Origin of the sequence: Micromonospora sp. NPDC006766, assembly GCF_040636055.1 — a bacterium.
Lineage (GTDB): Bacteria > Actinomycetota > Actinomycetes > Mycobacteriales > Micromonosporaceae > Micromonospora.
Genome location: NZ_JBEYIX010000055.1, coordinates 24,175 through 40,093 on the forward strand (window position 1 = coordinate 24,175; position 15,919 = coordinate 40,093).

At 71.4% G+C, this 15,919-nt stretch carries 14 protein-coding genes; 6 read left to right on the forward strand and 8 right to left on the reverse strand.

Translation table 11 applies throughout. The annotated features are described in order from the left end of the window. Positions 1-26 precede the first annotated feature (26 nt). Positions 27-521 (reverse strand): hypothetical protein, encoded by a 495-nt coding sequence (locus tag ABZ671_RS27950; protein WP_357863727.1) that lies wholly within the window; start codon positions 519-521, stop codon positions 27-29. 69 nt (positions 522-590) lie between these two features. Here ABZ671_RS27950 and ABZ671_RS27955 point away from each other — a divergent pair, with 69 nt between their 5' ends. The 3 genes from ABZ671_RS27955 (at position 591) to pdxY (ending at position 6,070) form a co-directional block, all read left to right on the forward strand. Next, positions 591-1,349: a class I SAM-dependent methyltransferase gene (locus ABZ671_RS27955; RefSeq protein ID WP_357863728.1), complete on the forward strand. Its 759-nt coding sequence runs from the start codon at positions 591-593 to the stop codon at positions 1,347-1,349. 511 nt (positions 1,350-1,860) lie between these two features. Continuing rightward, positions 1,861-5,112 carry a S8 family serine peptidase gene (locus ABZ671_RS27960; protein ID WP_357863731.1) on the forward strand — a complete coding sequence of 1,084 codons (3,252 nt, stop codon included), beginning with the start codon at positions 1,861-1,863 and terminating at the stop codon, positions 5,110-5,112. Positions 5,113-5,218: 106 nt separating this feature from the next. Further along, the gene (gene pdxY / locus ABZ671_RS27965) at positions 5,219-6,070 is read left to right on the forward strand and encodes a pyridoxal kinase PdxY (protein ID WP_357863733.1); all 852 of its coding nucleotides are present in this window, start codon (positions 5,219-5,221) and stop codon (positions 6,068-6,070) included. A gap of 29 nt (positions 6,071-6,099) precedes the next feature. On the opposite strand, the gene ABZ671_RS27970 is transcribed toward pdxY, so the two are convergent. The 6 genes from ABZ671_RS27970 to ABZ671_RS27995 all read right to left on the reverse strand — a co-directional run bounded on the left by ABZ671_RS27970 (position 6,100) and on the right by ABZ671_RS27995 (position 12,040). Continuing rightward, complete coding sequence (locus tag ABZ671_RS27970) at positions 6,100-6,759, reverse strand: 4'-phosphopantetheinyl transferase superfamily protein (RefSeq protein ID WP_357863735.1); 660 nt, start codon at positions 6,757-6,759, stop codon at positions 6,100-6,102. Further along, complete coding sequence (locus ABZ671_RS27975) at positions 6,756-7,589, reverse strand: metallophosphoesterase (protein ID WP_357863751.1); 834 nt, start codon at positions 7,587-7,589, stop codon at positions 6,756-6,758. The genes ABZ671_RS27970 and ABZ671_RS27975 overlap by 4 nt, the downstream gene beginning before the upstream one ends. A 38-nt stretch (positions 7,590-7,627) precedes the next feature. Then, positions 7,628-8,587: a prolyl aminopeptidase gene (gene pip, locus ABZ671_RS27980; RefSeq protein WP_357863737.1), complete on the reverse strand. Its 960-nt coding sequence runs from the start codon at positions 8,585-8,587 to the stop codon at positions 7,628-7,630. A 67-nt stretch (positions 8,588-8,654) separates the two neighbouring features. Next, complete coding sequence (locus ABZ671_RS27985; protein ID WP_357863738.1) at positions 8,655-10,115, reverse strand: hypothetical protein; 1,461 nt, start codon at positions 10,113-10,115, stop codon at positions 8,655-8,657. A gap of 142 nt (positions 10,116-10,257) precedes the next feature. Next, positions 10,258-11,358, reverse strand: coding sequence for a hypothetical protein (locus tag ABZ671_RS27990; RefSeq protein WP_357863740.1), 1,101 nt, complete (start codon positions 11,356-11,358; stop codon positions 10,258-10,260). 166 nt (positions 11,359-11,524) lie between these two features. Beyond that, a complete protein-coding gene (locus ABZ671_RS27995; protein WP_357863742.1) occupies positions 11,525-12,040 on the reverse strand; it encodes a 2'-5' RNA ligase family protein in 516 nt (171 codons plus the stop codon). Between the two features lie 82 nt (positions 12,041-12,122). Here ABZ671_RS27995 and ABZ671_RS28000 point away from each other — a divergent pair, with 82 nt between their 5' ends. The 3 genes from ABZ671_RS28000 to ABZ671_RS28010 all read left to right on the forward strand — a co-directional run bounded on the left by ABZ671_RS28000 (position 12,123) and on the right by ABZ671_RS28010 (position 15,175). After that, on the forward strand, positions 12,123-12,632 hold the full coding sequence (locus ABZ671_RS28000; protein ID WP_357863753.1) for a DinB family protein: 510 nt from the start codon (positions 12,123-12,125) through the stop codon (positions 12,630-12,632). Between the two features lie 93 nt (positions 12,633-12,725). Next, positions 12,726-13,124, forward strand: coding sequence for an SCP2 sterol-binding domain-containing protein (locus ABZ671_RS28005; protein ID WP_357863744.1), 399 nt, complete (start codon positions 12,726-12,728; stop codon positions 13,122-13,124). Beyond that, complete coding sequence (locus ABZ671_RS28010; RefSeq protein WP_357863745.1) at positions 13,121-15,175, forward strand: glycogen debranching N-terminal domain-containing protein; 2,055 nt, start codon at positions 13,121-13,123, stop codon at positions 15,173-15,175. Before ABZ671_RS28005 ends, ABZ671_RS28010 begins: the two co-directional genes overlap by 4 nt. Positions 15,176-15,344: 169 nt before the next feature. Here the strand turns inward: ABZ671_RS28010 and ABZ671_RS28015 are convergent, their stop codons facing one another. Continuing rightward, positions 15,345-15,737, reverse strand: a complete 393-nt coding sequence (locus ABZ671_RS28015) for a hypothetical protein (protein ID WP_357863747.1) — start codon at positions 15,735-15,737, stop codon at positions 15,345-15,347. Between the last annotated feature and the right edge of the window lie 182 nt (positions 15,738-15,919).

Genomic DNA, 15,919 nt, shown 5'->3' on the forward strand with positions numbered 1-15,919 from the left:
TCCGTGCTGCCCAGGCCTCTGACAGGTCACAGGCAGCACCAACAGTAGAGGTCCTCGCCCGCGTTCCGCGCGCGCTGGGCAAGCGCGGCAATCTCTCTGATGACCGGCAGCATCTGGTCCTCGGGCAATGGGCCGTCCCACGCCAGCTCCTCGCTCCGGCCCCATCGCGCCGACAACTCAAGCAGCTGCGCGTCGTTGATCGAGGCGAGGGTGTCCCGCGTGGCGCGGTCGAGGGACATCAACCATGGCCCTTCCTGCTCGTTCGCGCTCCACAGCAGCTGAAGACCGACCAGGTTCACCTCCCAGTCGACACCTCGAACGAGACTCACGAGGTTGCCGAGGGTCACCGACGGCTCGATGCCCTTGAGGTCGATCGCATCGACGGACCCATCGCCTCTACCGGCGACTGCCGGCCCACCGCTCAGCCCGTCCATCAGTTTGACGGCGGTGGCGTCATCCTTCGCCCGGAAGTAGTCATACAGCACACCCATGGCAGGCACTTCATCACAGGGGTGCGACATGGGCAGCGACCGCCGAAGCCATCATTAATCGCTGGCGTGAGCGCGGCCGAGCGAGCAGGCTGCGAAACCATGACGAGCAGCGACCTGTGGGACGAGGACACCGCGGCGCGGTACGACGAGTTCTCGGCCGAGATGTTCGCGCCCGAGGTGCTTGAGCCCGCAGTGGAGTTTCTGGCCCGGCTGGCGGATGGCGGTCCGGTGTTGGAGTTCGCGGTCGGCACCGGGCGGGTGGCGATCCCGCTCGCCGCCCGAGGCATCGCCGTGACCGGGATCGAGCTGTCGCAGCCGATGGTCGACCAGCTGCGGCGCAAGGTGCCCGCGGAGCAGTTGCCGGTCGTCGTCGGTGACATGGCCACCACGACCGTCCCCGGCCGGTTTTCCCTTGTGTACGTCGTGTTCAACACCATCGGAAACCTGCGTACGCAGGACGAGCAGGTGCAGTGCTTCCGCAACGCGGCCCGGCACCTGGCGCCGGGTGGTCGCTTCGTCATCGAACTGGGGGTGCCAGCTATCCGGCGGTTCCCGCCGGGACAGTCGGCGGTGCCGTTCGAGGTGACCGACCGGCATGTCGGCTTCGACACGTACGACATGGTCACGCAGCAGGCCACCTCCCACCACTTTCGTCGGCTGGACGACGGGAGCGTCCGCTATGGCGACCACAATTTTCGCTACATCTGGCCCGCCGAGTGTGACCTCATGGCGCGGCTGGCCGGCTTGACGCTGGAACAGCGGGTTGCCGGCTGGGACGGGGCGCCCTTCACCTCCGACAGTGAGAGCCACGTGTCGGTCTGGCGCAAGCCGCTCGACGCTTCAGGTAGGGCCAGCTGACCGGGCCTGTTGGTTGGCGTTGGTATCGGGGTGGGCTGCGGTGAACGGCGCGAAAATGCACTCGACGACTCCGAACGGCAGTCTGCTGGTCTGTATCCGCAGGTCAGGGCGGTAATTAGCAGTTAGTAACTCTGGCCTTACGAGTGGATGCGGATTGGCTGCCGGTCGGTGAAAGGCTCACCGGGTCCGAAGTGCTCGCCGATACCGACTCGCGAGAGCCCGCTGACCTGTATCGATCACCCCTTTCGCCGACTAGCCAACGGTCGTCCATGCGATGCCCAGTAGGCCGGTTGGGGGAGGGCGGGACCGTCTCGTTTGGAATCCTTTGTCGGCCACGCTCTGGTGCTAGGGGCGACCGCGTGAAACGATGCCGACACCCGCAAACGCCGACTCGCCTCTGACTGCGTCATCCGCGTCGTGGCGAGTGCCGGTGGATTCTCCTTCGAAAGGAAATCGGATGCGACAACCAAGGTGGCTGCACGCTGGATTCGCGGTCGCTCTCGTTCTTCCGTTGACGACCGTAACCTGGGCCGGTTCGGCGTCGGCCGCTGGTGACCTCAGCGCCACCGCGGTCGCGCCTGCCACGCGGGTGGTCGCCGACAAGACGCCCACCAGCCGCATGGCCCAGACCGACCCGGCGCTGCTCAGCCGCACGGATTCCACGCGGATCCCGGTCCTGATCAAGCTCGACTACGACTCGGTCGCCACCTACAACGGTGGCATCGCGGGCCTGGCCGCCACCAGCCCGGGCAAGACCGGGGAGAAGCTCGGCAAGAGCGACGCCGAGAGCGCCTACCTCAGGCACGTGACCCAGCGTGAGGGCAAGTTCGCCGCCGACGTGGCGAAGGCCGTTCCCAGCGTCACCGTCCGCCAGCACCTGCGCAACGTGTACGGCGGCGTCGCGGCCAGCGTGCCGGCGAACAAGATCCGCGACCTGCTGAAGGTCGACGGCGTGGTCGCCGTGCAGCGGGACGAGCTGCGTCAGCCGCTCACCGACTCCAGCGCCCAGTTCATCAACGCCAACAGCACCTACCCGGCGCTGGGCGGCAAGGCGAACGCCGGTGCCGGCATCATCGTCGGTGTCATCGACACCGGCGCGTGGCCCGAGCACCCCTCGTTCGCCGACAACGGCAACCTGAACACGCCGCCGACCAAGCGCGACCGCACTCCCCGCACGTGCGACTTCGGCGTCAACCCGCTGGCTCCCCAGTCGGGCGCCTTCAAGTGCAACAACAAGCTGATCGGTGGGGCCGCGTTCCTCGACACGTACCTGGCCTACAACACTGGCGAGCGGTATGTGACGGCGCGGGACAGCAACGGGCACGGGACGCACACCGCCTCCACCACCGCCGGCAACGTGGTCAAGTCGGCCAAGGTGTTCGGCGTGGAGCGCGGTCCGGTGCAGGGCATCGCGCCCGGCGCCTGGATCTCGGTCTACAAGGCGCTCGGTGCGCTGGGCGGCTACAGCTCCGACCTGGCCGCCGCCATCGACCAGGCGGTCCTCGACGGCGTTGACGTCATCAACTACTCCATCTCCGGTGGCACCAACCCGTTCACCGACCCGGCGGAGCTGGCGTTCCTCGACGCGTACGCGGCCGGCGTCTTCGTCTCAGCCTCGGCGGGCAACGACGGCCCGGGCGCGTCGACCGCGAACCACGTCTCGCCGTGGGTCACCACGGTCGCGGCGTCGACCCAGGAGCGCGAGTTCGTCTCGACCCTGGTGCTCAAGAGCGGTACCGACACGATCACCCTGACGGGTGCCTCGATCACCGCGGGCGTCACCGCGGACACCCCGGTCGTGATGGCCGAGTCGCGTGCCGGCTACAGCGCGCTGTGCTCGACGCCCGCGCCCGCGGGCGCCTTCACCGGCAAGATCGTGGCCTGCAAGCGGGGCACGAACGCGCGCGTGAACAAGGGCTACAACGTCAAGCAGGGCGGCGCGGTCGGGATGATCCTCTACAACCCGACGCTCGCCGACGTGGAGACCGACAACCACTGGCTGCCCACGGTGCACCTGGCCGACGGCACCCAGTTCACCACCTTCATGGCCGGGCGCTCCAACGTGACGGCCACCTTCACCGCCGGTGAGAAGCACGCCGGCCAGGGCGACGTGCTGGCCGCGTTCTCCTCGCGTGGCCCGGCCGGCCTCGGCATCAAGCCGGACGTCACCGCTCCCGGTGTGCAGATCCTGGCCGGTCACACGCCGACCCCGGAGTCGCCCGACAACGGCCCGTCCGGCGAGTACTACCAGGCGATCGCGGGCACCTCGATGTCGGCGCCGCACATCGCCGGGTCGGCGGCGCTGCTCAAGGCGCTGCACCCGGGCTGGAGCCCGGGGCAGATCAAGTCGGCGATGATGACCACGGCCGTGCAGACCGTGGTCAAGGAGGACGGGGTCACTCCGGCTGACCCGTTCGACGTCGGTGCCGGTCGGATCGACCTCAGGAAGGCGCAGAAGCCCGGCCTGACGATCGACGAGACCGCGACCCGGATGGCGGCGTTCGGCAACGACCCGCTCAACGCGGTGCACCTCAACCTGCCGTCGGTGAACGTGCCGGTCCTGGCCGGCAAGATCACCACGATCCGTACCGTGAAGAACGTGACCAGCAGCAGCCAGACGTACAAGGTGCACGTCAATGCGCCGGCCAAGAGCAAGATCACGGTCACGCCGGACACCTTCACCCTGGGCGCCGGCAAGTCGAAGGCGCTCACCATCACCATCTCGTCGACGGCCCCGACCGCTCAGTACTTCGGTCAGATCATCCTCGACGCGGCGGCGTCCGACCTGCCGACCCTGCGCCTGCCGGTGGCCTTCGTGCCAAAGCAGGGCGAGGTCAAGCTGAACAGCAACTGCCCCGACAAGTTCATGCTCGGCCGCGGTGGCACGTGCACGATCACGGCGACGAACAACTCGTTCGGTGACGCGAACATCGACCTCACGACCACCGTCAACGAGCGGCTGAAGGTCGCCGGGGTCAATGGGGCGACGAAGGCCGGCCCGCGCAAGGTGACGAAGAGCGCCACGCTCAACGGCGCCGTGCCGGGTGTGCCGTCGCTGTCGTACGGCACGACCTTCGGCTACCTGCCGCTGTCCGGCTTCGGCATCGCGCCGGACGCGATCGGGGACGAGGAGATCATCAACTACGACGTCCCGCCGTTCGTCTACGGCGGCCAGACGTACACGTCGATCGGCGTCGACTCCAACGGCTACGCGATCGTCGGCGGTGGCACCTCCGAGGACAACAACTGCTGCGAGCTGAACCAGATCCCGGACCCGGCGCGGCCCAACAACGTGCTCGCGCCGTTCTGGACCGACCTGACCGGTGTCGGCGCACAGGGCATCCGGGCCGGAATCCTGGGCAACGGCGTTGACGACTGGCTGGTGCTCGAGTGGAACGTGAACGTGTGGGGTAGCACCTCCAACCGGCACTTCCAGATCTGGATCGGGCTCAACGGTGAAGAGGACATCGTCTTCGCCTACGACCCGCGTGCCCTGCCGAAGGACCCGAACGGGCAGCCCTTCCTCGTTGGCGCCGAGAACGTCAACGGCACCGGCGGCGAGCAGCTGCCGGCGGGCACCCTGCCCACCCGGGACCTGCGGATCACCAGCAGCGCGCCGACCCCGGGCGGTTCGGTGTCGTACACGGTGGACCTCGCCGCCCTCGAGGTCGGCAAGGGTGTGGTCACCACCGAGATGAACGCCACGACGGTGGCCGGCACCACGGTGGTCACCTCCGAGGTGCCGATCCGGAAGAACCCCTAACAACTAACGGTTGACCGCGTGCGCCGTGACCGGACCTCCGGTCACGGCGCACGTTCGTACCAGGCCCGAATCACGCGGCACCGGCGGGAACCGTCATGATGAGCCCGTGAAGATCCTGTCCATCCAGTCCTCGGTCGCCTACGGCCACGTCGGCAACTCGGCGGCCGTCTTTCCGCTGCAGCGGCTCGGCCACGAGGTCTGGCCCGTACTGACCGTGCACTTCTCCAACCACACCGGTTACGGCGCGTGGCGCGGGCCGCTGCTGGCGCCGGCCGACGTGGCCGAGGTGATCGCGGGCATCGCGGACCGCGGGGTCCTCGGCACCGCCGACGCGGTGCTGTCGGGCTACCAGGGTGACCCGGCGATGGGCGCGGTCATTCTCGACGCGGTGGACCAGGTCAAGTCGGCCAACCCGAACGCGGTGTACTGCTGCGACCCGGTGATGGGCGACGTCGGTCGGGGCATGTTCGTCCGGCCCGGCATTCCGGAATACCTGCGGGACGTCGTCGTGCCGCGCGCCGACATCATCACCCCGAACCAGTTCGAGCTGGATTTCCTCGCCGGCCGTACGACGAACTCGCTGGCGGAGGTGCTGGCGGCGGCGGACGTGGTGCGCGAGACCGGGCCCCGGCACGTCCTGGTCACCAGCGTGCTCCACGGCGACCTGCCGGCCGGGTCACTGGAGGTGGTGGCCGTCTCCGACGAGGGCGCCTGGGCGGTGACCACGCCGCTGCTGCCAATCAACCCGAACGGCGGCGGCGACGTCACGGCGGCGCTGTACCTCGCGCATCTGTGCACGACGGGCTCGCCCGCGACCGCGCTGGAACGCACCATCGCCTCCGTCTTCGCCGTACTCGAGGCGACCCTCGCGGCGGGCACCAGGGAACTCCAGCTGATCGCGGCCCAGGACGCGATCGCCGAGCCGCCCGCCAGGTTCGCCGCCCGTCGGCTGCGCTGACCCGACCCGCCGGGTTCACGACGGTGCGGTCAGGGCGGCAGCGCGACGGCGGTGACCACCAGGCCGTCGGCGACCAGGTACCGGCCGTGCAGCGCGGTCAGCGGCGGGCCGCCGTCCGTGCGGGTGCCGTCGACGAGCAGCCGGGCGGTGAAGGTGCGCTGCGCGGGATCGATGAACAGTTCCGCCTCCTCGAAGCCGAGCCAGCGCCCCGTCACCGGGTACCACGCCTTGTAGACCGACTCCTTGGCGCTGAACAGCAGCCGGTCCCAGTGCACCGAGGGGTCGGTGTGGGAGAGGCGGCGCAGCAGTTCCGGCTCACCGGCGACGGTCACCACCCCGCCGACCCCGTCGGGCAGCGCGCCGTGCGGCTCGGCGTCGATGCCGAGGCTGGCCAGCGCGGTGTCCCGGGCCACCGCGGCGGCCCGGTAGCCGGCACAGTGGGTGATGCTGCCGACCACGCCCGCCGGCCACCGCGGCTCCCGCCTCGGCCCGGGGCGGATCGGGGTCGGGGCGTACCCGAGCTGGGCGAGCGCCTCCCGGGCGCAGCGGCGGGCGGTGATGAACTCCCGGCGGCGGCCCTCCACCGCCCTCGCGACGAGGTCCTCCTCGCCGGGGTACGGGGCCTCGCCGGGAAGGTCGGAGAACGCCCTGACGGTCACCACCGTCGGGGGTAGCAGCGCCTCGATCATGCCGCCGCCCCGAGGATCCGCCGCATCGGCCGCGGTTCGCCGCCCCGGCGACCCCACTCCCGGGGGTAGCCCAGCGACACCTCCTCGAAGCGCACCCCGTCATGGTGGGTGGTGCGCGGAATGTGCAGGTGCCCGTAGACGGCCACGACCGCGCGGTGGCGGACGTGCCAGTCGGCGGTGCGTTCGGTGCCGCACCACTGGGCGAACTCCGGGTACCACAGCACGTCCGTCGGCTGGCGGATAAGCGGCCAGTGGCTGACCAGCACGGTCGGCAGCGCCGGGTCGGTGGCGGCCAGCCGGCGTTCGGTCGCGGCGATCCGGGCCCAGCACCAGGATTCCCGATCCGGGTACGGGTCGGGGTGCAGCAGCATCTCGTCGGTGCAGACCACCCCGGCGTCGTACGCCCGGCGCAGCGACTCCGCCTTGGTGCTGGTGCCGGGGGCGCGGAACGAGTAGTCGTACAGCTGGAACAGCGGCGCGACGGTGACCGGCCCGCCCTCCCCGTGCCACACCGGGTAGGCGTCCTCAGGGGTCAGCACGTCGATGTCCCGGCACATCCGCACCAGGGCGTCGTAGCGGTCCCGGCCGCGCAGCGTCACCGGATCCGACGGGTGTGTCCACAGCTCGTGGTTTCCGGGCACCCAGACCACCGTGGCGAACCGGTCGCGGAGCTGGCGCAACGTCTTTTCGACGGCACCGAACAGCTCGCCCACGTCGCCGGCGACGATCAGCCAGTCGTCGTCCGTCTCCGGCCGCAGGCCGTCGACGACCCGGCGGTTCTCGTCGTACGAGACATGGAGGTCACTGACCGCGAACAGCGAACCCGTCACCCGGTCGATCTTGCCATCGGTCAGCGGGTAGGGATAGCTCACGCGGCGAGCAGATGGGCGAAGTGGTCGGTGGCGCGCAGGAGTTCCCGGGTGATGCCGGGCTCGGCGGCGGAGTGTCCCGCGTCGGGCACGATCCGCAGCTCCGCCTCTGGCCAGCGGCGGGCCAGGTCGACCGCGGACGCCGGCGGGCAGCAGAGGTCGTAGCGACCGTTGATGATCACGGCGGGCAGGTGGCGGATCCGGTCCACCCCGTCGAGCAGTTGCGTGTCGCCGAGGAAGCCGCCGTGCACCGCGTAGTGGGACAGGATGCGCGCGATCGGCAGCGCCTGCCGGGCGTCGGTGAAGTGGGCGAGCAGCCCCGGGTCGGGGCGCAGCGAGGAGTTCACCGCCTCCCACCGACCCCACGCTGCCGCGCAGGCCTGGGCCTCGGCCTCGTCGGGGCCGTGCAGCCGCCGGTGGTACGCGGCGAGCACGTCGTCCCGCTCGGCCGGCGGGATCGGGGCGATGAACCGGTCCCACTCGTCCGGCTGGAGGTGGCGCAGGCCGCCCTGGTAGAACCAGTCCCGTTCACTGCGCCGCATCAGCAGGACCCCGCGCAGGATCAGGCCGGTGACCCGGTCCGGGTAGGCCTGCGCGTACGCCAGGCCGAGGGTGACGCCCCACGAGCCGCCGAACACCAGCCAGGAGTCGATACCGAGCCGGGCGCGGATCACCTCCAGGTCGTCGACCAGGTGCCCGGTGGTGTTGGCGCGCAGCCCACCGAACGGGGTGCTCCGGCCGGCGCCGCGCTGGTCGAACAGCACGACCCGGTAGCGGTCCGGGTCGAAGAACCGCCGCGCGGCCGGCACCAGGCCGCCGCCGGGCCCGCCGTGCAGGAAGACCGCCGGCACGCCGTCCGGCCGGCCCACCTCCTCCACGTACAGCTCGTGGCCGTCTCCGACGGCGATCCGGTGGGTGGCGTACGGCTCGATCGGCGGGTACAGGACAGGCTCGGTCATGCCGACCCATCCTGCCCGGCTCCTGACCGGCGCCCACGTCGGGCACCGGTCAGGAGTGGTGGGGCCGTCAGACGTTGGCCGGAATGTCGGCGTCGGGCCCGGCCGTCGGCTCGTCGGCGGTGTGCTCCGAGTCCGGGGCGGACCGCTGCGCCGGCGGGCGGACGGCGAACGCGTCGAAGCTCGGGCCGTTCAGCGGCGCCCGGTCGATGGCGGGGGCACCCGCGGGCCGTTCCGGGGAGGCGGGCTCGGGCCGCTCCGCGGGCGTCCGGTCAACCGGGCCGCCGGCGGGACGGGCCACCACCTGCGGGTACTCGGCCGTCGCTCCGCCGCCTGCGGCAGCCGCCATGACCGCCGCCGCGGCCTGCTCGGCCACCCGCTTCGCCTCCCGCTGCACCCGGGCGCGAGTCTCCTTGGCGTGCTGCTCGGCGAGCTCCGCCGCCCGGCGCGCGTCGTCCAGCCGCTTGGTCTCGATGTTCAGCTCCCGGCGCACCTCGATGAGGCGCTCCTCCAGCGCGGCCCCGTCCTGTTCGACCGTGCTGATCTCCTGGCGGGTGCGCTCCAGCTGCTGACGGACCGACTCCAGTTCGGCCTGGAGCTGCGCGAGGGTCTCCTGTCGCTGCTGGAGCTCCTGCTGCACGGTCGACAGCTGCTCCTGGTGCGCCGCCGTTTCTTCGTCGGCGCGCTCGCGGACCTCGGTGGCGTACTGCTGGGCCTCGTCGACCAGCGCGGCGATGTCCCGTTCAGCGGCGGCGGCCCGATCGGCCAGCTCCTGCTCGGCGGCGGCCCGGCGCTCGTCCAGCTCGCGGGCCATGGTGGCCTGCCACTGGGCCAGCTCCTGCTGGGCCTTGCTCCGGGTGGCCTGGACCTCCTGCTGGATCTGCGTACGGGCGGCCTTCACCAGCGCCTCCGACGCGGAGCGGGCCTGCTCGACCTGCTGGGTGCTCTGCTCGGTGATCCGCTTCGCCTCGTGCTGCGCCCGATCGTGGGCGGCCTGCCCCTCGGACCGCAGCTTCTCCGCCAGCTCCCGGATCGAGGCGAGTTCCGCCTGGGCGACGGACCGCGCCTCCTCGTGCGCCCTCTCCTGCTCGGCGCGGCGCGACGCCAGCTCCTCCTCCAACTCTCGCAGCTCCCGGGCGGCCTCGTCCCGCGCCGCGGCGAGCACCTTCTCCGCCTGGGCCTGGAGGTCGGTGGCCCGCTTGGTGGCGGTCTCGGCGATCTGCCCGGCCTGCTTCTCGGCCAGGTCGAGGATCTGGTCGACCATCGGCCCAAGGTCCCGGAAGGACGCCCGGTCCACCTGCGCGGGTCGCTGCCGCAGCTCCGCCGTCTCGGCCTGAATCCGCTGCAGCTGCGCGGTCAGCTCCCGCACCTGCTTGTGCGCCCGGTCCCGCTCGGCCGCCAGCACGGACAGCTCGCCGTCCATCTGCTCGACGTACCGCTCCACCTGGCGTTTGTCGTAGCCGCGCAGCGCCGGGGCGAACCGCTGCCGCGCGTCGTCGTGGGATGCGAACGGTTCCTCGCCGTTGGCCATACGCCATCCTCCGTCAGGTTCGCCAGCGCCGGGCCGACGGATTGACCGCCCGGCAGGGCATGATGAGGCGCAACGCTACCGTCGTCGCCGCGTGGGCCCCGCCCCGCCCCGGCCCTTCGCCGGCGGGGCACCGGCGACCTGGTCAACCGGCCGACAAATTCCGCCAGGCCGTCGCCTCCGGCGACGGGTAGGCCAACTGGTATTCGGCCCAGTTGTTCCAGTATGCGATAGCGTCCACGTCGGTCTGTTGGCGCAGCCAGGTGACGTGGTCCGTGATCGTCTGCGCCCGGCCCGTTCCGGTGGTGTCCGTTGTGGTCCGCACCAGCCCGTACTCCGGCACCAGCAACCGGATGCCTGGGTACGCCGCGCGTACCTTGCCGAAGGCCGTCCCGAACATCCGCGACGCCGGCCAGTAGCTGCCGGCGTCCTGCGAGTAGGTGTCCACGCCGTAGTGGGTCATACCCGGGTAGCCCCAGTCGGTGGGGTTGCCCTTGCCCTCGACCAGCCAGTACCGGGTGACGATCGGCCCGTGCCCGAGCACCCAGTGCCGGTTGGGGTGGGTGGCGACGATCTGCGACACCCGGGTTGCCGTGGCCCGGTACGTCGCCGGGGTCACGTTGCCCATCGGCTCGTGGTACCAGGTCAGGTAGACCGGCCGGTGCACACCGGTCAGCCAGGTGCTGAGTTCCTCGACGTTGTCCTTCCACGACACGTGCATCACGGCCGAGGGCGCTTCGACGAACTTGCCGGCGTTCAGCGGGGGCAGGTCCGGCAGACCGTTTCTGTTGGTGTCCACGCCGTAGTCCCGCATGTAGCGGAGGTTGGGATACTCGGCCACGATCTGCGCGGTCGCAGCCCCCTGCGGGGCGCTCATTCCCACCAGCAGTGGCACGGTCACCGTGGTGGTGGCCGTCGCGGTCTCGCCGGCGGCGTCCTGGGCGGTGGCGGTCAGGGGGATCGTGCCCCGACCGGACAGCACCGTCACCGTGAACCGGGTGGGGTCGGTGGCGCTGGGCGTGATGGTCACCCCCGGCGCCGTGCTGGTGAGCCGGACGGTCAGCGGCACGCTCAGGTCGATCTGGACTGCGGTGTCCCAGAGGGCGCCGGTGGGGTCACCGACCTGGCCGGGGAAGGTCAGGTGCCGTGAGTCGGGGTGGTAGGCGTCCACCACCACGGTGGTGGACTTTCCGGGCAGCAGGACGGCGGGGTCGACGGTCACGGAACGGATGACGGGAGCGGCCATGGAAGCCTCCGGGGGTGTGCGCTCCAGCGCCCCGGGCCGCCCGCCACCGGGTGCCCAGGGATGGCTCTGACCTGCGCATTTACCAGCGTGCGCCGGCGACACAAGATCGTCATCGGTGGCGGCAGATGGCGAAAGACGCGAGTTCTGTGCGCGTCACGCCCAAGCGTCAGGGCAGCGGGTGGGAGATGCCCCGGGCGTGGTCGGTGACCGACGCGCCGACCACGGCGGCGGTCAGCGGCAGCACCTCGAGGCAGCGGCGGACCGCCGCCGCCATCAGTCGGTTCGGCACCCGCATGGAGAGCGTGCAGTGCGGCACCCAGCGCCCCGGCTGGTAGTGCTCGACCAGGTCGATGCCGGCCCGGGCCAGCCGGCGGTGCACCTCCGCGTGGTGGGCCAGCAATTCGACGGTGGGGGCCGGCCCGAGCCACAGGACCCGACCGACGAACTGCCCGGCGTGCTGGAACTCCAGCCGCAGCGGGGCGGCCACCACCATCCCGGCGAGGGCCTCGGCCACCCGGCCCGGGTCGAACCGTGGTGCCACCGCGAGCGAGACGTGCGGGCGGTGCCGTTGCTCCAGCAGCGACCGCATGCTCTGCACGCCCTCGGACTCCAACGCGTCCCAGAGCACCCGGATCCGCCGGGTGGCGTCGGTGTCGAGATACAGCTCCAGCGCCGCGACCACCCGATCACTTTAGAAGCGAGGTTTGGCCGGCGCGGTGGGCGGTACTGCCCAGGTGACCCCGACGGTGGAGGAGCGTGGACCGGTGGACGTGAACGACCTGCTGACCGAGGCGTACGGCCGGCTGCCCGAACTGGTCGAGCCGGCGGTCGCCGGGCTGAGCCCGCAGCGGTTGCGCCAGGCACCGGCACCCGGGGCGAACCCGGTCGGCTGGCTGGTCTGGCATCTGACCCGGATCCAGGACCACCACGTCGCTGACCTGCTGGGGGAGGAGCAGCTCTGGGTCAGCGGCGACTGGGCGGGCCGGTTCGGGCTCACCCCCGACCCGCACGACACCGGCTTCGGGCACGGCCCCGAGCAGATCACGGCGGTACGGCCGGACAGCGGCCGGGTGCTCGTCGACTACCACCGGGCGGTGCTCGACCGGACGCTCGCGTTCCTGCGCGGGCTGCGCCCCGCCGACCTGGACCGGGTGGTCGACCCGAACTGGGACCCGCCGGTCACCCTCGGCGTACGGCTGTTGAGCGTGCTGGCGGACGACCTGCAGCACGCCGGCCAGGCCGGGTACGTGCGCGGACTCATCGAGCGGGAGTGACCGGCGTTTCCCCAACTCACCCCGATCGGGTGAGTTGGATTCACCCGTTGCCCGGGGACCCTGCGGAAACCACTGGCCACGGGGAGGGAACGGATGGGCGGTTCGATCGCGGAGCACCTGATCGAGCAGGTCGCCGGCCGGCATCCCGAGATTCCGGAGAACACGGTCGGCACGGTCCGCCTCGACCTGCACGACGGCGGGACCACCGAGCACTGGCGCCTGGCGATCGACCACCAGGACGTCCAGGTGGCGCGCTCCACGGCCGAGGCCGACATGGTCGTCCACGCCGACCGCGGCGTCTTCGAGCGGCTCGCCACCGGCAGCCCACGGCTGGTGGCGGCGCTGCTGCGCAACGACATCACCGTGCAGGGTGACGTGCGGCTGCTGCTGACGCTGCGTCGGCTCTTCCCGGGCCCGCCCGGGGCCCACCGCCCCCGCGCCCCCGAACGGGTCGCGGGGGCGCGGCCCCCGTCCGGGACGGAGGCACGATGAGTGACCTGGTGCACGTCCTCGCCGGCAACGCGTTCGCGCTCAGCGACACGGAAGGTGACATGGAGGTCGACCCGCGGGTGCCGGCCGGCCTGTTCTCCTTCGACACCCGATTCCTGTCCCGCTGGGTGCTCACCCTCGACGGGGAGCGACTGCACGCCCTGTCCCGGGACGACCTGTCCTACTTCGAGACCCGGTTCGTGGTGGTCCCCGGGGCGGCCAGCCACTACGTGGACGCCGACGCGTCGGTGATCCGGCACCGTTCCATCGACAGCGGCGGTCTGCACGAGCGGATCACCGTCCTCAACCACTCGGCGGAGCCCGCCGAACTCACCGTGCGGATGGAGATCGCCAGCGACTTCGCCGATACCGCCGAGATCCGCCAGCCCGGGCCGCGCCGACCAGTGATCACCGCCGACTCGGCCCGCAGGCAGTTGCGGCTCTGCTACCAGCGCGAACGGTTCACCCGGGAAACCGTCGTCACCAGCACCGCCCCGGTGGACGTCGACCGGGGCGGTTTGACCTTCCGGATCCGAATCGACCCGGCCGGCGAGTGGCACACCGACCTGCATGTCGACATGATCATCCACGGTGCCAGCGGCCGGGACCTGCGAATCAGCCTGGAGGCCCAGCGCAATCGGGCACGCCAGAGCATGCGCGAAGACCTCGCGCGGTGGCGCGACCGGGCGCCAAAGCTCGCCGGCGAGCGGTCCCTGGTGCGGGCGTACGAGCAGGCACTGACCGACCTGGCGGCACTGCGCTACCTGCCGCTGTCGTTCGGCGAGCGGGTGCCCGTGGGCGGGCTGCCCTGGGCTATGACGCTGTACGGCCGGGACGCCCTCGTCACCTGCCTGGAGACGTTGCCGTTCACCCCCGAGCTGGCCCCCGCCACGCTGCGCATGCTGGCCCTGGTGCAGGGCAGCCAACTCGACGACCTGCACGACGAGGAACCCGGCAAGATCCTGTCCGAACTGCGGTACGGCGAGTCGGCCGCCTTCGAGGAGCAACCCACCGCGGTCTACTACGGGGCCGCCGACACCACCCCGCTCTTCGTCATCCTGCTCGACGAGTACGAGCGCTGGAGCGGCGACGTCGACCTGGTCCGGGAGCTGCGCCACCCGGCCCGGATGGCGCTGGACTGGATCGACGAGTACGGCGGTGCGCTCGGCGACGGCTACCTGCGCTACCAGCCGCGCAACACCGTCAACGGGGTGGCCAATCAGGTGTGGCGCAACTCGCCGGACGCCGTCGTGGACCGGCACGGCCGCCAGCCGGACTTTCCCCGGGCCACCTCAGAGCTGCAGGGGTACGCGTACGACGCGAAGATCCGAGGCGCCCGGCTGGCCCGGGAATTCTGGAACGACCCGGCGTACGCCGACCGCCTGGAGGCGGAGGCGGCGGCGCTGCGAGAGCGGTTCAACCGCGACTTCTGGCTGCCGCAGCGGGAGTACTACGCCTTCGCGTTGACCCCGGACGGGGAGCCGGTCGACGCGCTCACCTCCAACCTCGGACACCTGATGTGGAGCGGAATCGTCGAGCCGGAACGGGCCGCCGCGCTCGTCGCACACCTGAGCGGACCGGAACTTTTCTCCGGTTGGGGGGTGCGGACGTACGCCGTCGACCAGCGGCCGTACAACCCGGTCGGCGCGCACCTGGGCGCTGTCTGGCCGTCGGACAACGCGCTCGTCGCCGCCGGCCTGCGCCGCTACGGGTACGACACCGAGGCGGCCCGGGTCGCGGCCGCCATGTTCGACGTGGTGGAGACGCTCGGCGGCTCGATGCCCGAGGTGATCGCCGGCTACCCGCGCCGGCTGACCAAGTATCCGGTCCAGATGCCGATGGCCGGCCGGCCGCAGTCGTGGTCGTCCGGGGCGCTGCTGATGCTGCTCGCCACCATGCTCGGGCTGCGCCCGTGCGGTGACAACCTGCTGGTCGACCCGACCATCCCCGAGGGGTACGGCCGGATCGAACTGCTGGACGTGCCGGGCCGTTGGGGCCACGCCGACGCGTACGGGCGGGAGCGGACCAGAGGCGGGCGCCCCCGGATGCGCTGAGCCGCAGCCCGCTTCGAACCACGGCACCGACGGCAGCGGACTCCCTGGACGTGACGAAGTTGCCAGAGCGATATGCCTCTGGGTCGTAAGTCTGACCCAGAGGCATATCGCTCCATGTCACCTGTCGCCCTGCACGGGCTTACGGTTCAGGCGTGCGCGAACCGAGGAATCAGCCGCGCCAACTGACCCCCTCCGAATGCATGCCGGTGGCCTCCTCCAGCGCGTTGTCCGGCAGGTCCCCCTCGGCGCTGTCGTCGGGGAAGGTCCGTGCGGACGGCGCCGGGTCCGGTGGCGCGCCCGGTCCCGCCGCCGGGGCGCGGGTGGGCTCCACCGGGCCGAAACCGTGGCGACCGGCGGCCGGCCCGCCCGGAGCCGCCCCGGCCGCCCGGCGTTCACCGCGCTGGCCCTCGGGCACGGCGGGTTCCTCGCTGCCCTCGTCCATCGGCGCGTCCTCGCCGGCGCCCCAGGGCGGATCGGCGCCGTAGCCATCGGTGGTGCCCCACGGAGCGGCCGCCTCCGGTCCCCGTCCCTCGCCCCTATCCGGGCGTGCCTTCCTGCTCATCGCCACCTCACCTGGCTGGATTCCGTGCCCGCGTTGAATGCCCGCCGCCGGACCGGGCATGCCGGTCCGGCGTACCGCCGTGCGGTGGGGGGGGGGGGCCGGGCGGGGGGGGGGGGGCCGCCCCCGGCGCGCCGGACACAGCGACAACGAGACCACCCAAGAAAAGAAGGGGAGGTGAGGAG